The organism is Burkholderia sp. MSMB1835 (assembly GCF_001526365.1).
Classification (GTDB): domain Bacteria; phylum Pseudomonadota; class Gammaproteobacteria; order Burkholderiales; family Burkholderiaceae; genus Burkholderia.
The window spans coordinates 65,032-82,582 of the sequence record NZ_LOYP01000055.1; the positions used below are offsets into that span (position 1 = coordinate 65,032).

The 17,551-nt window shown below is 66.8% G+C and carries 12 protein-coding genes; 8 read left to right on the plus strand and 4 right to left on the minus strand.

Annotation, left to right across the window (positions count from 1 at the left end; genetic code table 11):
• Positions 1-29: 29 nt before the first annotated feature.
• Complete coding sequence (locus WS96_RS28390; RefSeq protein WP_059837058.1) at positions 30-1,403, minus strand: ATP-binding protein; 1,374 nt, start codon at positions 1,401-1,403, stop codon at positions 30-32.
• Positions 1,404-2,129 (minus strand): response regulator, encoded by a 726-nt coding sequence (locus WS96_RS28395; RefSeq protein ID WP_059837060.1) that lies wholly within the window; start codon positions 2,127-2,129, stop codon positions 1,404-1,406.
• 243 nt (positions 2,130-2,372) lie between these two features.
• Between WS96_RS28395 and WS96_RS28400 the strand changes: the two genes are divergently transcribed.
• Both WS96_RS28400 and WS96_RS28405 read left to right on the plus strand, forming a co-directional pair.
• Complete coding sequence (locus WS96_RS28400; protein ID WP_034207004.1) at positions 2,373-3,119, plus strand: MipA/OmpV family protein; 747 nt, start codon at positions 2,373-2,375, stop codon at positions 3,117-3,119.
• A 275-nt stretch (positions 3,120-3,394) separates the two neighbouring features.
• Positions 3,395-3,730: a hypothetical protein gene (locus tag WS96_RS28405; protein WP_059837062.1), complete on the plus strand. Its 336-nt coding sequence runs from the start codon at positions 3,395-3,397 to the stop codon at positions 3,728-3,730.
• Positions 3,731-3,923: 193 nt separating this feature from the next.
• Here WS96_RS28405 and WS96_RS28410 read toward each other — a convergent pair whose 3' ends face one another.
• The gene (locus tag WS96_RS28410; protein ID WP_059837064.1) at positions 3,924-5,327 is read right to left on the minus strand and encodes a hypothetical protein; all 1,404 of its coding nucleotides are present in this window, start codon (positions 5,325-5,327) and stop codon (positions 3,924-3,926) included.
• A gap of 31 nt (positions 5,328-5,358) precedes the next feature.
• The gene (locus WS96_RS28415) at positions 5,359-5,622 is read right to left on the minus strand and encodes a PAAR domain-containing protein (RefSeq protein WP_006497567.1); all 264 of its coding nucleotides are present in this window, start codon (positions 5,620-5,622) and stop codon (positions 5,359-5,361) included.
• Positions 5,623-6,099: 477 nt separating this feature from the next.
• Between WS96_RS28415 and WS96_RS28420 the strand changes: the two genes are divergently transcribed.
• The 6 genes from WS96_RS28420 to WS96_RS28445 all read left to right on the plus strand — a co-directional run bounded on the left by WS96_RS28420 (position 6,100) and on the right by WS96_RS28445 (position 17,536).
• Positions 6,100-8,895, plus strand: coding sequence for a type VI secretion system Vgr family protein (locus tag WS96_RS28420; RefSeq protein ID WP_059837066.1), 2,796 nt, complete (start codon positions 6,100-6,102; stop codon positions 8,893-8,895).
• Between the two features lie 2 nt (positions 8,896-8,897).
• The gene (locus tag WS96_RS28425; protein ID WP_059837069.1) at positions 8,898-9,755 is read left to right on the plus strand and encodes a DUF4123 domain-containing protein; all 858 of its coding nucleotides are present in this window, start codon (positions 8,898-8,900) and stop codon (positions 9,753-9,755) included.
• Positions 9,756-9,839: 84 nt separating this feature from the next.
• Entirely contained in the window at positions 9,840-10,460 is a 621-nt protein-coding gene (locus tag WS96_RS28430) for a DUF3304 domain-containing protein (protein WP_059837071.1), read from the plus strand.
• Positions 10,457-12,856 (plus strand): T6SS phospholipase effector Tle1-like catalytic domain-containing protein, encoded by a 2,400-nt coding sequence (locus WS96_RS28435; RefSeq protein WP_059837073.1) that lies wholly within the window; start codon positions 10,457-10,459, stop codon positions 12,854-12,856. Before WS96_RS28430 ends, WS96_RS28435 begins: the two co-directional genes overlap by 4 nt.
• Positions 12,857-12,917: 61 nt before the next feature.
• Positions 12,918-16,613, plus strand: a complete 3,696-nt coding sequence (locus WS96_RS28440) for a type VI secretion system Vgr family protein (protein ID WP_059837075.1) — start codon at positions 12,918-12,920, stop codon at positions 16,611-16,613.
• A complete protein-coding gene (locus tag WS96_RS28445) occupies positions 16,610-17,536 on the plus strand; it encodes a hypothetical protein (RefSeq protein WP_059837077.1) in 927 nt (308 codons plus the stop codon). Before WS96_RS28440 ends, WS96_RS28445 begins: the two co-directional genes overlap by 4 nt.
• Positions 17,537-17,551 lie beyond the last annotated feature (15 nt).

Here is a 17,551-nt window from a genome sequence, read left to right on the forward strand (position 1 = left end):
GAGGGCGGGCCGAGTTCCGTGGTTCGTCTTCATCGAAGCGGGATGACCGTACCCGTGCCGTGGCGGCCGCGCCTATCGGCGTGCGGGTTCGCAACGTCGAACAGGCTGTCCGGCAGCGCCCGCACGGGCAACGTGATCACGAAGCGTGCGCCGCCGAGCGGCGAATCCTCGAGCCGCACGTCGCCGCCGTGCACCTGCGCGACGCGTCGCACGATCGCAAGCCCGAGCCCGAAGCCGCCGGTCTGCCGGTCGCGGCTCGAGTCGAGCCGCTGGAACGGTTCGAACACGCGGGCGCGCTCGGCGGCCGGGATGCCCGGCCCGTCGTCGTCGACGCTCAGCACGAGCGCACCGGACCGATCTCGCGTGGCGGCCAGCACGACCTTGCGCGACGCATAGCGGGCGCCGTTGCGGATCAGGTTCAGCAGGGCACGGGCGACGAGCTTCGGATCGCATACGTGGGTCGCGGGCGCGTCGAGCGTCGACACGTCGAGCGCGATGCCGCGATCGGCGATGTCGTCCGCGACGTTGCCGGCGACGCTGTCGAGCAGCGCGTCGACGACGACCTCCATCGGCGCGAGTTCGCTCGCGCCCTGTTCGAGCCGGCCGATCGTCAGCAGTTCGGTGACGAGCTCGTCGAGTTCGCGCACGTCGCGCCGCAGCGCGTCGCGGCGCTCGCGCATCCGGCCGGTTTCGTCGGGATCGGCGAGCAGCGCGAGCCCGAATTCGAGCCGGGCGAGCGGCGTTTTCAGTTCATGCGAGATGCCGTGCATCATTTCGCGCTGCTGCTTGATCGATGCCTCGATGCGCGCGGCCATGTCGTTGAACTGCTGCGACAGCTCGTAGATGTTCGACTTGCCCGACAGTTTCACGCGTGTCGACAGCATCCCGGCGCCGAATGCGCGCGCGGCGTCCTGCAGCCGGCGAATGTCGCGCCAGTGATAGTGAATCCACAGCACCACCGCGAACAGCGTCGCGAGCGCGAGCAGCATGTACGCATAGATGCGGATGTCGAGGTCCGCCGCCTCGATCGGCCGCGCATGCAGCACCGAGCCGTCCGCGAGCGGCATGTAGTAGTCCTTGCCGTCGTAGCTGATCGCGATCCTGCCGGCATCGAGATCGCGCAGCGGCGCGCCGCTCAGTCGCGCACGCGCATCGGCCATCGACATGAACCCGAACCCTTCGCGGCCGTGCAGCGCCAATTCGCGCAACGCGAGCTCGCGCTGCGCGCCCGGATGGCGCTCGAGGTAATCGTTCAGCACGAACGCGTAGGTCGTCAGCGAGTCGCGCTGCGCCTGCGCGACGCGCTCGTAGAAGATCCGGTCGAACGACAGCTGGATAAAGACGATCGACGCGCCGACGCACAGGATCACGACGAGGTACAACCGGAGCAACGGGCGCAGCATTTACTCGTCCCACGCAGAAGGGCTGAACAGGTAGCCGCGGCCCCAGATCGTCTTGATCTTGTGCGGCTCCGATGACGCATCCTCGAAGCGGCGGCGCAGCTTCGAGATGCCGGAATCGACCGAGCGGTCGAGCCCGTCGAATTCGATGCCGCGCAACTGCTTGAGGATGTCGTCGCGGCTCAGCACGGTGCCGGCCGCGCGCGCGAGGATCAGCAGCAGGTTGAATTCGGCGGTCTTCAGCTCGACCGGCTCGCCGCGCCACGTGACGGTGCGGTTCGGCGGCGAGATCGTCAGTTCGCCGAATACGAGCGCGTCGGGCGCGACGGCGCTCACGTCCGACGCGGCCGGCTGCGCGCGGCGCAACAGCGCGCGAGCGCGGGCGACGAGCACGCGCGGCTCGATCGGTTTCGTCACGTAGTCGTCGGCGCCGGTCTCGAGCCCGGCGACCTGGTCGTACACGTCCGCGCGCGCGGTCAGGATCAGCACGGGAACGTTGGTGAACGCGCGGATGCGCCGGCAGACTTCCATGCCGTCGAGATTCGGCAGCATCAGGTCGAGTATCACGAGGGCCGGCTGGTGCTCGCGCACCGCAGCGACGGCGAGATCGCCGCGCCGCACGACCGTCACCGCGAATTCATAACCGTCGAGGTATTCGCGGACGAGCTGCGCGAGGCGATCGTCGTCCTCGATCAGCAGCACACGGTATTTGAGCGGAACTTCGTTCATGGTCTCCTCAGGATGCACGCGCCATCTCGTTTCCGGCAGACCGATGCGCGGCGGCACGCGAATTCTATCCGGCGGACCGGATGCCGGGGCAGCGGGGCGACAATCTCGAACAATCGAACACAATTGCGCACAGATTCGCCGCACATTCAGGACAGTCTCGGCGCGGGGCGGCCCCTAGACTGCGGGCTTCGTCACTCGGATCTCGATATTGTGCGCCCATCCCTTCGCCGCTACCGCTATTGCATGCCGCTCGCCGGCCTGACCCTTGCCGCCGCCGCTCACGCGGAAAACCAGTATTCGCTGTCGCTCGGCGGCGGATTCGCACCGCGCTATCAGGGCAGCAACCAGTATCGCGGCGTCGTCGCGCCGTCGTTTTCCGCCACGTTCGGCAACGGCTTCTTCGTCGACGGTACGCAGGGCGCCGGCTACCGGCTGAACCTGCCGCACGGTGCGTTCGTGTCGGCGGCGGTGAGCTACGACGCGGGCCGCGCGGACGAGAACCGCTTCGACCTGCCGGGCTCCGACTACCTGAAGGGGATGGGCCGGATTCCCGGCTCGGTGCTCGTCGGCGTGCGCGCCGGCGTGTCGCTCTTCGACGCGGCGGAACTGAGCATCACGGTCGACACGCCGGTGACTCACACGTCGCGCGGCGTGTCGGGGCACGTCGATCTCGCGGTGCCGGTACTCAAGACGTCGCAGCACGAGATCGTCGTGACGGGCACCGTGCATGCGGGCTCGGGACGCTACCTGCAGACCTTCTACGGCGTGACCGACGCGCAGTCGATGACGAGCCGGTTCCGTCCGTATTCGGTCAGCGGCGGGATCGACAGCGCGGCGATGGCGGTGGCGTGGAACTGGACGCTGTCGCGGCACTGGTCGGTGCTCGCGACCGGCGGCGTGACGCGGCTGCTCGGCCGCGCCGGCGACAGCCCGATCGTGCAGTCGCGCAACAACTACTACGGCATCGCGGGCGTGACGTACAAGTTCTGAGCGCATTGCGCGGGCCGGCGCGCAGGTGCACAGGATCCAGCTGCGTCGCGCCGTCGCTGCGAGCCGCGTGCGGTAACATGCGGGCGGGTTCGGCGTCAGGCCGGCCCAGCGACGCCGGTGCGCCGAGGCGGCTCGGCCGGGTCGCGAAAAGCCGCCGTTCGCCGACCGGCTCCATCGGGAAACGGCCGGCAGCGTGCGGAACCGATCACGCATGCGATGCCCGGTCGTGCGCGAATGCCGCACACGGACTGCCGGGCCGCGACAGGGAGAAACCGATGAAGGACACGATCGCGATGCTCGTTGCACTCGTTGCGAGCGCAACCTTTGCAGGATGTGCGGACATGGACACGAAGCACCCCAACGCCACCGCCGGCGGCGCGGCCAGACCCCCTCTGGAGCCGGGCGCCGCACAGGTATGCAAGGCGAATGCCGCGCCGGACGATGCGCTGGTCGGCAAGACCGAGGCCGATGCGACCGCGTTGCTCGACGGCTGCCTGTGGCGCGTGCTCGAGCGTGACGGGAAGTCGCTGCCGGGCACGATGGATTACCGGGAGGAGCGCCGCAATCTCGGCATTCGCGACGGGAAGGTGATCTGGGTGCGGCGCGGGTGAGGCATTCGGCCGCCAACGAAAATCAGTTGCGGTTGATGTCGCTTGCGTGAGTGCAGCTATTGCGGGCATGCACATCGCGGCCGATCGGTCGGCAGCACGCGTTGCGATTCATCGCTGCAGGCGTGGTATCGGTGGCCGCGGCGGTCGGTCGCCGCGATACCGTTGTAGACCGGGGCTCATGCGACGCGTCCCGTCACGCCGCGACCGTTCCGGATTGCGGCACCGATGCAGTGGTGTCGACAGTCGTCGCCGGCGTGACGAGCATCACGCCCCGTGCGAGCGGGTCGCCGACCGATGCCGCCAATACCGCTTGTCCTTCCTCTGTCGCGCGATCGGCGGCGACGGCCAGCACAGCGAGCGCGAGCGCCGCGCCGCTTGCCCCGTTGGCGAGCCCGAGGTGGCGGCTGCGCTCGGCGGCATCGTCGCCCCAGATCTGCTCGCCGACCGTCATGACTTCGGTGCGGCGGCTGCTGCGTTGATCGGCGTCGGTGACGAATCCGGGTGCCGACAGGTCGGGGCGTAACGTCGACAAGCGCGTACCCGCCGCCGTAAGCAACTGTTCGAGCGTCGTCGCTTCCGCCTTGCCGTGATCGGCGGAACCCGCGCGGCGCGCGACCGCGAGCCGGTGGATCGACGGGGCGGGCATCGCATGCGGTGTGTCGGGATGGCCGAGCAGCAACGCACATGCGCCTTCGCCGGGCATCATGCCGTTCGGCCGATCGCGGCCGTAGAGCCGGCCTGCGCGATCCAGCGCGTCGACTGCGTCCTGGCTTGCGGTGGAGTCGAACGCGAGGACGACGTGCAGCTCGCCGGACGATTGCAGGTGCAACGCCTGGATCAGTTCGTCGACGACTGCCCATGCTTGCACGGGATCAGCGACCGTGCGCAATTGCGCACGGACGATGCCAGGCGCGACGGCTTCCCGCGCCGCGTGTGCATCGAGCCATGCGGCGAGCATGGTGGCGACCGATTGCCAGCGCTCCGGCATCAGCAGATGGAGCCTGAGCGGCGGCGCGTCGGCGGCCGCGCCGGACAACACGGCATGACGCTCGCGCAATTCGTCGAGTGCGTCGGCGGCTAGCAGCAGCCCGCGCCAGTGCTCGTCCTGCAGCGTTTCCCGCGCGTCGGGCGCAAGCAGGCTCGTATCGAACCGGTCGAGCGACACCGATTCGACGGTGCTCGCGAATACGCCGGTTCCGTCCGGGCGTTGCAGTTCGGGATGAAGCGCGACGGAGCGCTCTTCACGGGCCGCCGCATCGATGTCTGCGGTCGTCGCCCCCGTCGGCAGCCTCACGCTGCTGTCGAGCAGCAGGGCCGACCATGTGTGCGACGTCGAATCCTGCGGGGCAGAGGCGTCCGTCGATGCGGACGAACTCGGCGGTGCGGCGGCCGCGAGCGCCGGATGCTGGCCGAGCCCCCGGCGCAGCCATGCCACGCAGACGGCGAGGGCCGCCGGCAGCACGAGCCCGCACAGCAGCAGTTCCCGGGTGGTGGGTGCATGCCGGGTCGTTTTCCACCAGACCAATACGGCGATCCACACTGCGATGAACAGCGCGGCGACGAATGCTGTCTTGCGCAAGCGCGTGATCATTTCCATCGATTCTTCCCGTGACGTGCGGCGTCGTGTATCAATTGCCGTCGCTGCCCGCCGTCCGGCTTGCGACCAGTACGGCGCCGCAGGCCGTCTTGTAGCCGTCGCGCGCGACGCCTTCGCCCTGCACGATCATCGTGTCGTCGCCGTCGACGATGTAATTCGGGCCGTGGATCGGACACGTCACCGTGTCGTTGCGGCGCGCAATGCCCCGGCCGTCGACCGACGACAGCGTCGACGCACTGGTCACGGTGCCGCCATGGCTGTGCTTGTCCCCAAGGACGATGAAGGGTTGGGTCATCCGGATCGGCCTCCTGGCTGGAATCATCGACGATGCATCGCGACTTCGCCGCCGGGTACGGGAGCGCGTCTGTCATCGGCAACGTTTTTCGAATCGATTTCGGCTAAATCGGGTATTTATTACCTTTCGGTAATAATTGCCTGTTTCCGATTGAGCCGTAATATAGCTTGCGAACCGAAGGCCGTCATTATCGGGCGTGATGCCCGCACGTCAAGGCCTGCTTTTTAAATCTAGGTCCGTTTGCCTATGGTGAAGCCCGCCGACGTAATCTAAAATAGTAAGCTTCAAATAGGGGGCGCATCACCTGGTCCGGCTGGCGTGCGTTCAGCCAGACAGCGGGCGGTGTTGCGGGGGGCTCCCGCGCGTGTCCTGCCGGTTCGGCGTGGCGATCGCGATGCCGGCAAGCGTGCATCATCCCGTGTTCGTCGCAGCAATATCTAATTTAAAAACGTCAAAATCCTGAGAGAGCGGGACCGCATGAGCGTCATCACGGAATTTGCGTCTCTTTTCGGCGCATTCAATCGCCTGTATTCGCTGGACGGATCCGGCGCGCTTGCCGCATTTCAAATCGAGCGCTGGACCGGCCGCGAATCGCTCTCCGATCTATTCGAATGGAATGTCGATGCGCTGTCGACGGATCCCGCACTGGATCTCGACGCGATGCTCGGGCAACGTGTCGCGATTCGTACCACGCTCGCGAACGGCACGACGACGCTGCGCAGCGGTCTCGTCGCCGAGGCCGAGTGCACGGGGTACGACGCAGGCCTCGCTCGCTACCATCTGCAGATCGTGCCGTGGCTCGCCGCACTCACGCATGCGCGCGACGAGCGAACCTTCGTGAACCAGACGCTTGCCGACGTGCTCGACACGGTGTTCGCGCCGTACGCCGGGATCGCGCGGTGGCGCCTCACGCCGGATGCCAGCCGGCGTCTCGATGCGCTGGAACCCATTGCGTATCGCGTGCAGTACCGAACCCATACGCACTACGAATTCGTGCAGCATCTGCTGGCCGAGGCCGGCCTCGGATTCTGTTTCGTCGAAGACGAGGACGCGCCTGGCGGGCACACGATGCTGGTCTTCGACGACAGCGCGCAACTGGCCGAGGACGATACGTCCGCACGACGCGGCGGGGTGCCGCGCCGCTCGAGCGGGACGGCGACCGGCACCGACGACGTGATCCTCGGGATCGGGCAGTCGTTGTCGCTGACGGCCGATCGCATCACGCTGATCAGCAGCGATTACCGTGTGAACCGGGCGACGACCGCGAGTACGACGCTCGGCCGGCCGGGCGGCGCGCGCGAACTCTACGACGACGTCGGGCCGGAGGCGTTCGACAGCTTGCGCCAAGCGGAAGATACGGTACGGCGCCAGGCCGATGCGATCGTGTCGCGCGCCAGTTTCTGGACCGGCTACGGCACGCTGCGCACGGCGCGCGCAGGACGCGCGCTGAAACTCGTCGATGCTGGCTGGCAATCCGTGCGCGGCGTCGCGGCGCCCGATGATTTTCTGCTGACGCGCGTCGAGCATGTCGGGATCAACAATCTGCCGTCGACCGTCATGGAAGCCATCGAACGGAAACTCGGGCCGTTGCCGGCGACGGCGCTCGATCCGCGCGTGGTTCGGCAAGCGCAGGCCGGCGGTTATGCGAACCGGTTCGATGCGGTGCCGCGAACGCAGGTCTGGCGGCCCACGCTGGCCGACGGAACCGGGCAGCGACTCAATCCGGTTCCGACGGCGCTGGGCGCGCAGACGGCGATCGTCGTCGGGCCGGCAGGCGACGCGCGGCCCGGTTCGACGGGACCGGTGCACACCGATGCGCAGGGGCGGTTGCGCGTTCGCTTTCACTGGCAGGCGCAAGACGATGCGGGTACGTATCCGACACGCGCCATGCAACGACTCGCGAGCGACGGGCACGGCCTTCAGCAGGTACCGCGCATCGGCCATGAAGTCCTCGTGCAGTTTCACCACGGGCTGATCCACCGGCCGATCGTGCTCGGCGGCCTGTTCAATGGCCGCGGCGAAGGCGGCGAGTCGCCTTCGCCGGGCGGAGCGGCCGGCAAGCCGCTCGACGCGTCGATCTACACGCAAGCAGGCGATCATGCGCCGAGCGCGCAGGGCAATCTGGCAAGCGGGCTGAGCCCCGCGTGGCATGGCGCCGGCGGCGGCACGGATCGCCACAATCACGCCGGCGCGCTGTCGGGTTTCAAGAGTCAGGGTTTCGACGGGCAAGGCCACAACCAGCTCGTCGCCGACGATTCCGACGGCATGGGACGCCTGCAGATGGCGACCACGCACGCGGCCACGCAATTGAACCTCGGTCATCTGCGCCATCAGGCGGACAACTATCTCGGCAGTTTCCGTGGCCAGGGCGTCGAATTGCGCTCGGACGCATACGGTGCGATGCGTGCGACGCGCGGCCTGCTGGTGTCGAGCTATGCGCCTGCTGGCGCCGCGCAGCCGGTGGGCGATGCGTCCGCGCTGCAGGGGCTGCTCGCGCGGCACACCGCATTGGTTCGGCGATTCGACCAGACGGCCGATACGCATGGGACGCTGCCGTTCGCCGCGCAGCGCGGCGTGGAGCAGGCGGGCCAGTCGTCGCTGAACGGCAGCGCCGCGCCGCTCGATGCGCTTGCGCAGAGCTTCGCGACGACGGTCGGCGCGAACGGTTACACGCAGGCGTCGGCCGATGCCGCCCAGCGGTCGACGGGCAACGCATTGCCGCACACGGGTGACGCTGTGCTCGGCATCGAGGCACGGGGCGGGCACGGGCTGGTTGCCGGGCAGGCGCTGCAATGGGCGGCCGCCGAAACGCTGTCGCTCGGCAGCGGTGGCGACTTCAATCTCGCCGCTGCGCAGCAGCTGCGCATTCACAGCGGGCAGGGCATCGGCTGGCTGGCCGGCGCGAGCCATGCACAGGGTGTCGGCATCGGCATGATCGCCGGCAAGGATGGACTGACGCTGCAGGCGCAGCGCGATGTGCTGGGCCTGCGCGCGCGCGACGATCTGAAGCTCGCTTCCGCGAGCGCGGACGTCGAGATCGCCGCGAAGAAGACCGTGCATCTCGCGGTGAGTGGGGGGGCGCACGTGACGATCGAAGGTGGCGACGTCACGTTCGGCTGCCCCGGCAAATTCGTCGTGTATGCCGCGCAGCATGCATTCGTGGGCCCTGAGCAACTGAATACGCCGTTGCCGCAGTTTCCCGAAAAGGTGTGTGTCGAATGCCTGCTGCACGCGATGCAGTCGGGCAGCGCACTCGCAGGCAAGGCGATCTGAGCATGACGATCGAGACGACCGACTGGATTGACCGCTATCCCGACGACACGCCGGACCGGCTGAATGCGCTGTTCGAGCGCGTGCCGGCCGACCGGCGCTGGCACCTGCTGCTCGACATGGGTTTCGCGCCGGCGTTGCGTGACCGGATGCCCGCGGTCGAGCGCGACGATGCCGTCGTCGTGTTGTACGAAGGTGTGTACGACGGCGACGACCTGCTGGCGATGTCGCCGTGCCTCGTGCCGTTGCCGGTCGACGCGGCCGCGCGCCGGGCGATGCTGGACACCGTGCTGCGCGAGACGTCCGGACGACCGATGGTGAGCCTGCTGCGCGGCGCGCGCGATACGGCCGCACTCGCCGCGCATCTGCGCGGACAGATGGAGGCGAGTGCGGCGGCCGACGGCGAAGCGTTTCTGGTGCGTCTCGCCGATACGCGTTGCCTGCCCGCGTGGCTCGCGGCGCTGACGCCCGCACAGCGCCGCCGCTTCACGGACGGCATCGACGCGTGGCACGTATTCGATCGCACCGGCGCGCTCGTTGCGCTCGATTTCGACACCGTGGGCGACGCGGCGGGCGGCGATGCGGATGCCGGGCGCGACGGCGAGCCATACTTGCTTGACGACGAACAGATCGAACGGCTTCGACAGGCTGCGAAGATCGACACGCTGATTTTTCATGTTCGCCAGCGTCCGGAGAGTTTCGGCCGTCTGGTGGCTGCGCCCTCGCAAGTCCATGCGTGTGTGAGTGCGGCATGGGCGCGGCACGACGGTCCGCCCGCGGCGGCGTCGCGAGTCGCGCTCGATGCGCTTGTGGCGGCCGGGTATCTGGTGACGGAGCTCGCGCCGGCGACGTCGTCGGCATAGAACGATGCGGGTTCGCGTGCATGCGACAGCGCACGGGGTTGATAGCGATCCACGCCGAACGGCGTCGGAGAAGAGGATGAAAAGATGAGTTTGAATGCCGGTTCCACGACGTTTGCCGCTCGGCTGCTGATGTTCGCGGCCATCTTGCTCGGGACGGCCGGATGCTCGCGCGCGACCGACGTATCGCCTGCCGCGTCGCCTGCCGCGTCGAGTGCAGCCGGGGCGTCGAGCGCCGCGAGTGCGGCGGCCGCATCCGGCACCCTGGGGCTGAAGCTGAATGCCCTCAACTACACCGACGTGCCGATCGGCACGTTCTACGTCGACGGCACCTGGGGCGGGACGGTACCGGCGCGTATCGGCAGCGGCGGCGGCGCGATCGTCTGCTGTGTCGCGTTGCCGAAACAATGGCATCCGGGGCTGACCGTCAACCTGCAGTGGCGGGACGACGACCTGTACAGGAAGGATCCGAAGGCGCTTGCGAGCCGGGTCGTACCGGTCGAGCGCTACGACACATTCTCGGACGGCTTCCTGTGGGTCCTGTTCTTTCCGCACGATCGAATCAAGGTCTATGCGTCTCAGTGGATGCCTGGCTACCGCGGCTTCCCTGAAAATCTCCAGGCGCCCGACGAAGCGTGCCCGGGGAACTTCACGTTGCGCAACAGCGACCCGCAGTGCCGGAATCCCGACAAGAGGATCACGCGATGAGTTTCCGCTTCGCCAGCGCCGACCGACCTGACGTCGGCGTCGTCACCCGCGAGGAGCAGGACGCGATCATGCGTCGGCTGCACGACGACGACGGGATGAGCTGCTGCAAGACGCTGCATGTCGGCATCTTCTTCGACGGCACGCGCAACAACGCCGATCGCGATCGCGCGGGCGGCAAGCACAGCAACGTCGCGCGGCTGTTCGACGTGTTTCCGCGCGACAAGTATCACAGTGCCATTTACGTGGCCGGCGTCGGCACGCCGTTCGTCGACGAGATCGGCGACCAGGGCGTCGGGCTGCAGGCCGCCGCCGGCGCCGCGACGGGATGGGCCGGCGAGGGGCGCATTAACTGGGCACTGCTGCAGATCCACAACGTCGTGCATGCGCACGCGTTCGGCAATTCGCTGTCCGCGGCGCTCGGCAAGAGCGACAAGGAGCTCGCGAAGGCCGTCAGCGTCGACCTGAATTTCAAGGGCATCGATCTCGGCGGCAACCCACCCAAGCCGGGCAGTCTCGGCGACATCAACGCGCGCGGCAGTTCGAGCGTCGGTGCGCTCAAGCTGATGGCCGCCGAGCAGAACGGGATCGAACTGACGTGGGATCGCGACACGATCTGGGCGCAGCTCAAGGGCGAAGTCGATACGGCGAACTGGACCGCGACGATGCGCGCGTGGGATGAGAAACGCCGCGTCGCATTGCGGGCCCGGTGCGCGCAGCTGAAGGCGCGCGTCGGAGATCTGCTGGTGAAGGGCAAGCCGAAACTGCAGCGCATTCGCCTGTACGTGTTCGGTTTTTCGCGCGGAGCGGCCGAGGCCCGCACGTTCTCGAACTGGCTGGCCGATGCGCTGGACCCCGATTTCAGCCTGTGCGGCGTGCCCGTGTCGTACGACTTCCTCGGCATCTTCGATACAGTCGCGTCGGTCGGCATCGCGCAAAGCACGGCCGCGACGCTGTTCGACGGGCACGGCGGCTGGGGGCGCAAGGAACTGATGAGCGTGCCGCACTACGTGCGCCGCTGCGTCCATATGGTCGCGGCCCACGAGCCGCGCGGATCGTTCCCGCTCGACCTGATCGATGCGTCGCGGGACGGGCATGAGGAGATCGTCTATCCGGGCGTGCATTCGGACGTCGGCGGCGGTTACGGGCCAGGTGAGCAGGGGCGCGGCACCGGCGATGCGGACAAGCTGTCGCAGGTGCCGCTGCTCGACATGTATCGCGAAGCGCGCAAGGCCGGTGTGCCACTCGATATCAAGGGGCCCGGTGTCGCTGCCGAAGCGGCGGCGGCGTTCGCAATTTCTCCCGCGCTCAAGCGCGCGTTTTCCGCCTATGTGAGCACGAGCGCCGACTATTACTACGCGAAGGAGCACGGCACGCCGGGCCTGATGCGTGCGCACTACGGGCTGTACCTGCGCTGGCGCAGGATGCGGCTCGACAATTTGCGTTCGCAACCGTCGTTTCTCGCCGCCAAGGCTGCCTATCCGCAGGATGCCGTCGATCTCGACAGCGCGAACGAAGAGCTGCGGCTCGAATGGCGCGACCTGCTCGAATGCGAGAAGGAAGGCGGACCGACCGTGAGCCGGTACGCAGGCAACACGGTCAGCCGGAAGATCACGCAGAACCCGAAGGCGGCGGCCGTCATTTCGCCGGCCGTCCTGCCGATCGCCGCGGGCCTGCAGTCCGCGATTCCGTTCGTCGGCCCGCTGGTGCGCGCGAGCGCCAAGCGCGCGGAGGATTTCTTCCAGTTGCAGCTTGAAGAGAAATGGAAGCAGTGGCTCGAGGTGCGAGGCGACTGGAACATGGGGCCGCCGCAAGCGCCGATCAGCGCGCTGTACGACAACTTCATGCACGACTCGCGCGCGTGGTTCAAGCCGCTGGGCGACGACGACGACGTGTGGAACCACAAGCAGATCACGGCGCTGAAAGCCCGTCAGGCCGAGTTCGAGCGCCAGCACGCCGAATGGAAGAAGCGCCAGCAACTCGGCGCGCCGGGACCGTCGCAGATCATGCAGATGATGGGGGCGGGTGCGCTCGGGCTCGGGCCGGCCGCCAACGTCGCGCCGGAGCCCGAACCGCGTTCGCCGCTGACCGCGCAGCAGGCCGACATCCTGAAACGTTACGACGCCGCGCAGCAGGCTGCACGGAAAGCCCGTGCGGCCCGGGATGCCACCGCGCCGACCGACAGCGCCGTGTTGACGGACCCGAAAGTCACCGGCGGTCTCGCGCTGCAGGATTCGGGACGCGAGTTTTCGTTCGTCTGGGGGTATCTGCGCTGGCGCACCGTCTACGTGAACGGCGTACGCTGGGACGCGCCCCATGTGCCGAGCGTGCAGGAAGACATGGAGGCGATGCGTCAGCAGATGCAGCGCAACGTCGACATGAGCAAGCTGTTCCGATGAACCGATTGGATACGAACCAGCCGGCGCGACACGCATTCGCGCGCGATTGCCGAGAAACGACATGGATCTAGTTGCCGCATTAACGGGGTACGGGCAGACGACCCGTCATATCCAGATCGATACCGCGATGCCGGGCGCCTTCGTGGTCGAGCGCTTTCACGGTCGTGAGGGGATCAGCGAATCGTTCCGGTTCGAGATCGACGTGCTGTCGAGCGAGCCGTTTCTCGATCTCGCGCCGCTGATCGGCAGCGCCGTGCGGCTGCGTCTCGCGACGGCGGCGGGCGAACGATGCTGGAACGGCTACGTCACGCATGCCGCTTATGCGGAGAGTGACGGCGAGTTCACGCGCTATCGGCTCACGATGGAATCGTGGCTCGCGTTGCTGCAACTGCGCCGCAATTGCCTGTATTTCGTCGACCTCGATGCCGTGGGGATCTGCGAGCGCGTGTTCGGCGACTATCCGGAAGCGCACTGGCGCCATGAACGCGTTGAGCCGCTGCGATCGTATCGCTTGCGCGGCCAGTATCGCGAAACCGATCTCGATTTCGTGTTGCGGCAGTTGTCCGAGGCCGGGTTGTCGTTTCGCATCGAGCACGGGCAGGACGCGGGGAAGGCGCCGTCGGGCGACCATACCGTCGTTGTGTTCGACCGCCATGCACGGCTGCCCGACGGCAGCGCGATCGCATTCAATGCGCAGGACGTCGGCGATCCGGACGGCGTGATGACGCAATTCTCCGATCGGCGTCAGCTCGTGCCGGATCGCGTGGTGGCGACGAGCTGGAAAGCCAGGGAGCTTCATGCGCTTGCCGGCCATGCTCAGCAGCCCGCCGATGCCGGCGTGCCGCTACTGCCGGTGCGGGAGATCTACGACGGCCAGCGCGCCGGCCGCTTCGACACGAGCGGCGATGCGCAGCGTTACGCCGAACAGCGTCTCGACGCGCTGCAGCTCGCGAAGCGGATCTACCGTGGCGGCGGCTCGTCGCGCACGCTCGAGACCGGCAAGGTCCATACGCTGAACGACTATCTGGGCGGCACCGTGCGATTCGTGCCGCTGTCGATCGAGCACGAGGCCGTGAACAACCTCGGCGCGCAAATCGGGCAGTTGTTCGGACGCGGCGAGCTCGACAAGGGGCTGTATCGCAACCGCTTCGTCGCGGTGCCGGAAGGCACGCCGATCGTGCCGCCGTTCCGCGACCGGCCGACTGTGTACGGGGTGCAGACCGCGATCGTGGTCGGCGAGCCGGGTGGGCGCGTCAGCAGCACGCGCGATCACCAGGTCCGCATCCAGTTTCCGTGGATGCGCGGTGTCGCGCCGCTGCCGGGCGGCTTGACGGATACGGCAAGCCGGTCCAATCCGGCCGGCCACGCGCCGGGCGATCACCGTTCGGGCATCCTGGCTCGTGTCGCCGAACAGGCGGCCGGGCCGAATTTCGGGCATGTGTTTGCGCCGCGTGTGGGGGCGGAAGTGGTGGTCGGCTTCGAGTCGGGCAACATCGATGCGCCGGTCGTGCTCGGCCAGGTGTACGGCGGGCGTGTGCGTCCGCCGTTCTCGGCCGGCGAGGGCAGCGACGCGAACCATTCGGGAACGCTGACGGGCCTGCAGACGCAAACCCTCGACGGGCAACCCGGCAGTCGCTGGGTGATGGACGATGCGGCCGGACAACTGCGTCACGAGTTGAGCAATTCGACTGCCGACACGCGCCTCGCGCAGGGCTATCTGATCGACCAGCAGGGTACGATGCGCGGCGCCTATCGCGGTGAAGGCTTCGAGCTGGCGACGCAGGGCTGGGGCGTCGTGCGGGCCGGCGCGGGCGTGCTGCTGTCGAGTACCGCGCGCCGGCTCGGCGCGTCGACGCAGATGGATGTCGCCGAGCGCGTGGAGCAATTGAAGGACGCGGCGAAAACGGCGCAGGAACTCGACACGGCGGCGACCGGTGCGCAGGCGGTCGGCCTGAGTGCGAACAAGGCGCAGACCGATTTCCTCAAGGCGATCGATCCTGCGCAGGACGGCAAGTATGCGGGTAGCGTGGGCGGTCAGAGCGCGACCAAGCCGACCGGCACGCAGCGCGACGGCGGCGACCCCGTCGAGCGTTTCGCGACGCCCGCGGTGCTGATGGAGTCGCCGGAGAACATCGTGGTGACGACGCCGGACAGCGCTGTGTCGTATGCGGCGCAGCACGTTCATCTGACGTCGCAAGGCGACGCGCACGTGGGCGCCGGCGCCACCGTGGCCGCGGCGACGGGCGATGCGATGAGCCTGTACAGCGTGGTGGGCGGGCTCAAGGCGATCGCGGGAGAAGGGCCGGTGAGCGTCGAGGCGCATGCGTCGACGATGGAGATTCTCGCCGACCAGACCGTGCGTGTGACGTCGACCGACGAGCGCGTCGACGTGCTCGCGCAGGAAGCGATCGTGCTGCAGCAGGGGCCGAACCGGATCACGCTGAAAGGCGGCGACATCGTCGTCGAGACGCCGGGGCAGTTCGCGGTGAAGGCGGGCGGCCATCCGTTCCCGGGGCCGCGCGCGACGAGCGTGAAGCTGCCGGCGCTGCCGGTGTTGCCGCAGGGCGATCCGTGCGACTTTCTCGTGCAGGCGCTGGCGGCGAGTCCGGCGGGGAGAGGGGCGGTGGCGGGGGGAAGTGCGGCGGGTGCGGCGAGTTCGATTGCCGGTGCGGCGCTACCGACGGGCGGTGCCGTCGGCGCGGCGCAGGCATTTTCCCGTGCGCCCGGTCAACCGCTGCCCGCGCCTTCCGCGGCCGCACCCACGGTGGCGGACGGGGGATCGGGCCCCTCGCTCGGTTATTCGACGCCGCCACCTGTGTCCGGTGAACTGGAGGGCATGCCGAAAAAAGGTGCGGCTGCGCACAGTGGACCGTGCAACCTTCACGTTCCCGCGATCAAGAAGGAAGAGCACACCGTCAGTATGGGGTCCGCGGACTACTATGAGACGGACGAGGGTGGCAATCCGAAGTTGAAGGACGGGAAACCCAACTGGCTTGAATATGCGGCATCGACCGGGACGTACGATATCGGCTATGCACCTGCGACGGCGACGTTGACGGCCACCGTCCGTATCAAGGTTCATTTGAAAGATCAATACTGGATCAACCAGGGGCGCGTCCATATGGATCCGTCGACGGGCAAGCCGTTTTCGGTGCCGTACAACAGCGACGGCATACGGGAAGGCTTGGTCATCAAGGTAGTGGATCGACCCGGTGGTCTTGCTGCCGTGTCGGGCTTCAAGAAGCGTATCGAGGAAGGACTGAACCGGGGGAATTACTCGATGCAGCCGAAGGCGTGTCCGCTCGGCAAGGCGTGTACATGCAAGGTCAAGGTGAAACTTGAAGTCGAACTCGTTCAAACCGGGAGATGCCATGCCGAGATCAATCTCTTTCCCAAGGTGACGCGGGCGAACTCGGCGAATTGGGGGGAAGTGCAAGTCGAGTGGAACCCGCGGCAGCAACGGTATGTCCCGGTATCGACCCAGAATGCGATCGCGCATGAGAGCGGGCATCTGTTCGGCTGGCCGGATGAGTACTTTATCGACGGTGGCGCCGTGTTCGGGAAGTACATCAACTCGCGACATCTGGTCGATGTGACGATGGCGCAGCTTGACGACAACTGGCAGCGTTCCACCGAAACGAACCTGATGGGCCGCGGAATGTTCCAGCAAAAGCCGGAAATTCCGAAGTACTACATGTACGGCTTCCGTGACTGGTTCAACGAAAAGACCGGAATTGACTGGGAAGTGCTGAAATGAAGCGCTCTTTTCTCGTCGTTGTGATGTCGATGATTTCTTTCGGAGTGTTGGACATGGCGCTTGCACAAGATCGCGCGGATTATTTCGAGATTCGTAGTGGACAGGGGCAGATGAATCCGTCGCCGTCGATGGTCTTCACAGCCGATGGCCACAAGGTGTCGTATTTTTCGCGGGGTCGGGATATCGACCCGATGCCGCCATCGAGTTACTTTGGAATCGGAAAATATACGGCGAGTCTCACAGGAACCTATCGCCAGCATGTCGATCTGGTGAAGGCGACGTTGAGCAGCAGGGCGATTCCCCAGATCCATGCAGTCAATAAGGGGGCCGTGCTCGTCTATTCGTTTGACAAGGACGGCCACCATTACGAAGGCACGTACAACTACCAGTTCGACGATCAATTCAACGACAAGCTCTCGGTACTTTACGATCTTGCCCATGATTTGCTGGCGCGCGGCACCCCGGAAATCAATCTGCATCCGACATTCTCGGTGCGGCCCGCGCAAGAGCATCTTGTGATCGAGGTAACGTTTTCGAACAATGGCAAGCAGGACGTGACGGTCGACGGTCCGGATCGTTGGTCGGCGGATTTGGCGCGTCCCGATTTGCAATATGTGCAGATCGGTGGCGGCAGCGACAATGTGGAATTCGACGTCAGGCTCGTCAGCCAATATCTGAGCGACACGTCCCGCCGTTACCGCCACGAAATCGTCGTCAAGCCGGGCCAGCCCGAGCGGGTGGAATTTGTCGTGCCGTACGCAGCGCTGACCTTTACCGATCATTCGGCAATGCGGCGTGTCGATGCGGGCAACTACCTCTTCGTCGGCACGGTGAACCTCGACATCCTTCGTCCGCAGGAAATGGACGGGCGGTTCTTTACGCCGATGGACCGGCTGGAAAACGTGAAACTGACGGGGAAGTGATCCTGACGTGATGCT

Excerpts from the sequence above, each read along its gene's own strand:
- WS96_RS28440 (WP_059837075.1), top strand. The coding sequence starts at position 12,918 with ATGGATCTAGTTGCCGCATTAACGGGGTACGGGCAGACGACCCGTCAT.
- WS96_RS28415 (WP_006497567.1), bottom strand. The coding sequence starts at position 5,622 with ATGACCCAACCCTTCATCGTCCTTGGGGACAAGCACAGCCATGGCGGC.
- WS96_RS28410 (WP_059837064.1), bottom strand. The coding sequence starts at position 5,327 with ATGGAAATGATCACGCGCTTGCGCAAGACAGCATTCGTCGCCGCGCTG.
- WS96_RS28420 (WP_059837066.1), top strand. The coding sequence starts at position 6,100 with ATGAGCGTCATCACGGAATTTGCGTCTCTTTTCGGCGCATTCAATCGC.
- WS96_RS28435 (WP_059837073.1), top strand. The coding sequence starts at position 10,457 with ATGAGTTTCCGCTTCGCCAGCGCCGACCGACCTGACGTCGGCGTCGTC.
- WS96_RS28430 (WP_059837071.1), top strand. The coding sequence starts at position 9,840 with ATGAGTTTGAATGCCGGTTCCACGACGTTTGCCGCTCGGCTGCTGATG.
- WS96_RS28445 (WP_059837077.1), top strand. The coding sequence starts at position 16,610 with ATGAAGCGCTCTTTTCTCGTCGTTGTGATGTCGATGATTTCTTTCGGA.
- WS96_RS28390 (WP_059837058.1), bottom strand. The coding sequence starts at position 1,403 with ATGCTGCGCCCGTTGCTCCGGTTGTACCTCGTCGTGATCCTGTGCGTC.
- WS96_RS28425 (WP_059837069.1), top strand. The coding sequence starts at position 8,898 with ATGACGATCGAGACGACCGACTGGATTGACCGCTATCCCGACGACACG.
- WS96_RS28395 (WP_059837060.1), bottom strand. The coding sequence starts at position 2,129 with ATGAACGAAGTTCCGCTCAAATACCGTGTGCTGCTGATCGAGGACGAC.
- WS96_RS28400 (WP_034207004.1), top strand. The coding sequence starts at position 2,373 with ATGCCGCTCGCCGGCCTGACCCTTGCCGCCGCCGCTCACGCGGAAAAC.
- WS96_RS28405 (WP_059837062.1), top strand. The coding sequence starts at position 3,395 with ATGAAGGACACGATCGCGATGCTCGTTGCACTCGTTGCGAGCGCAACC.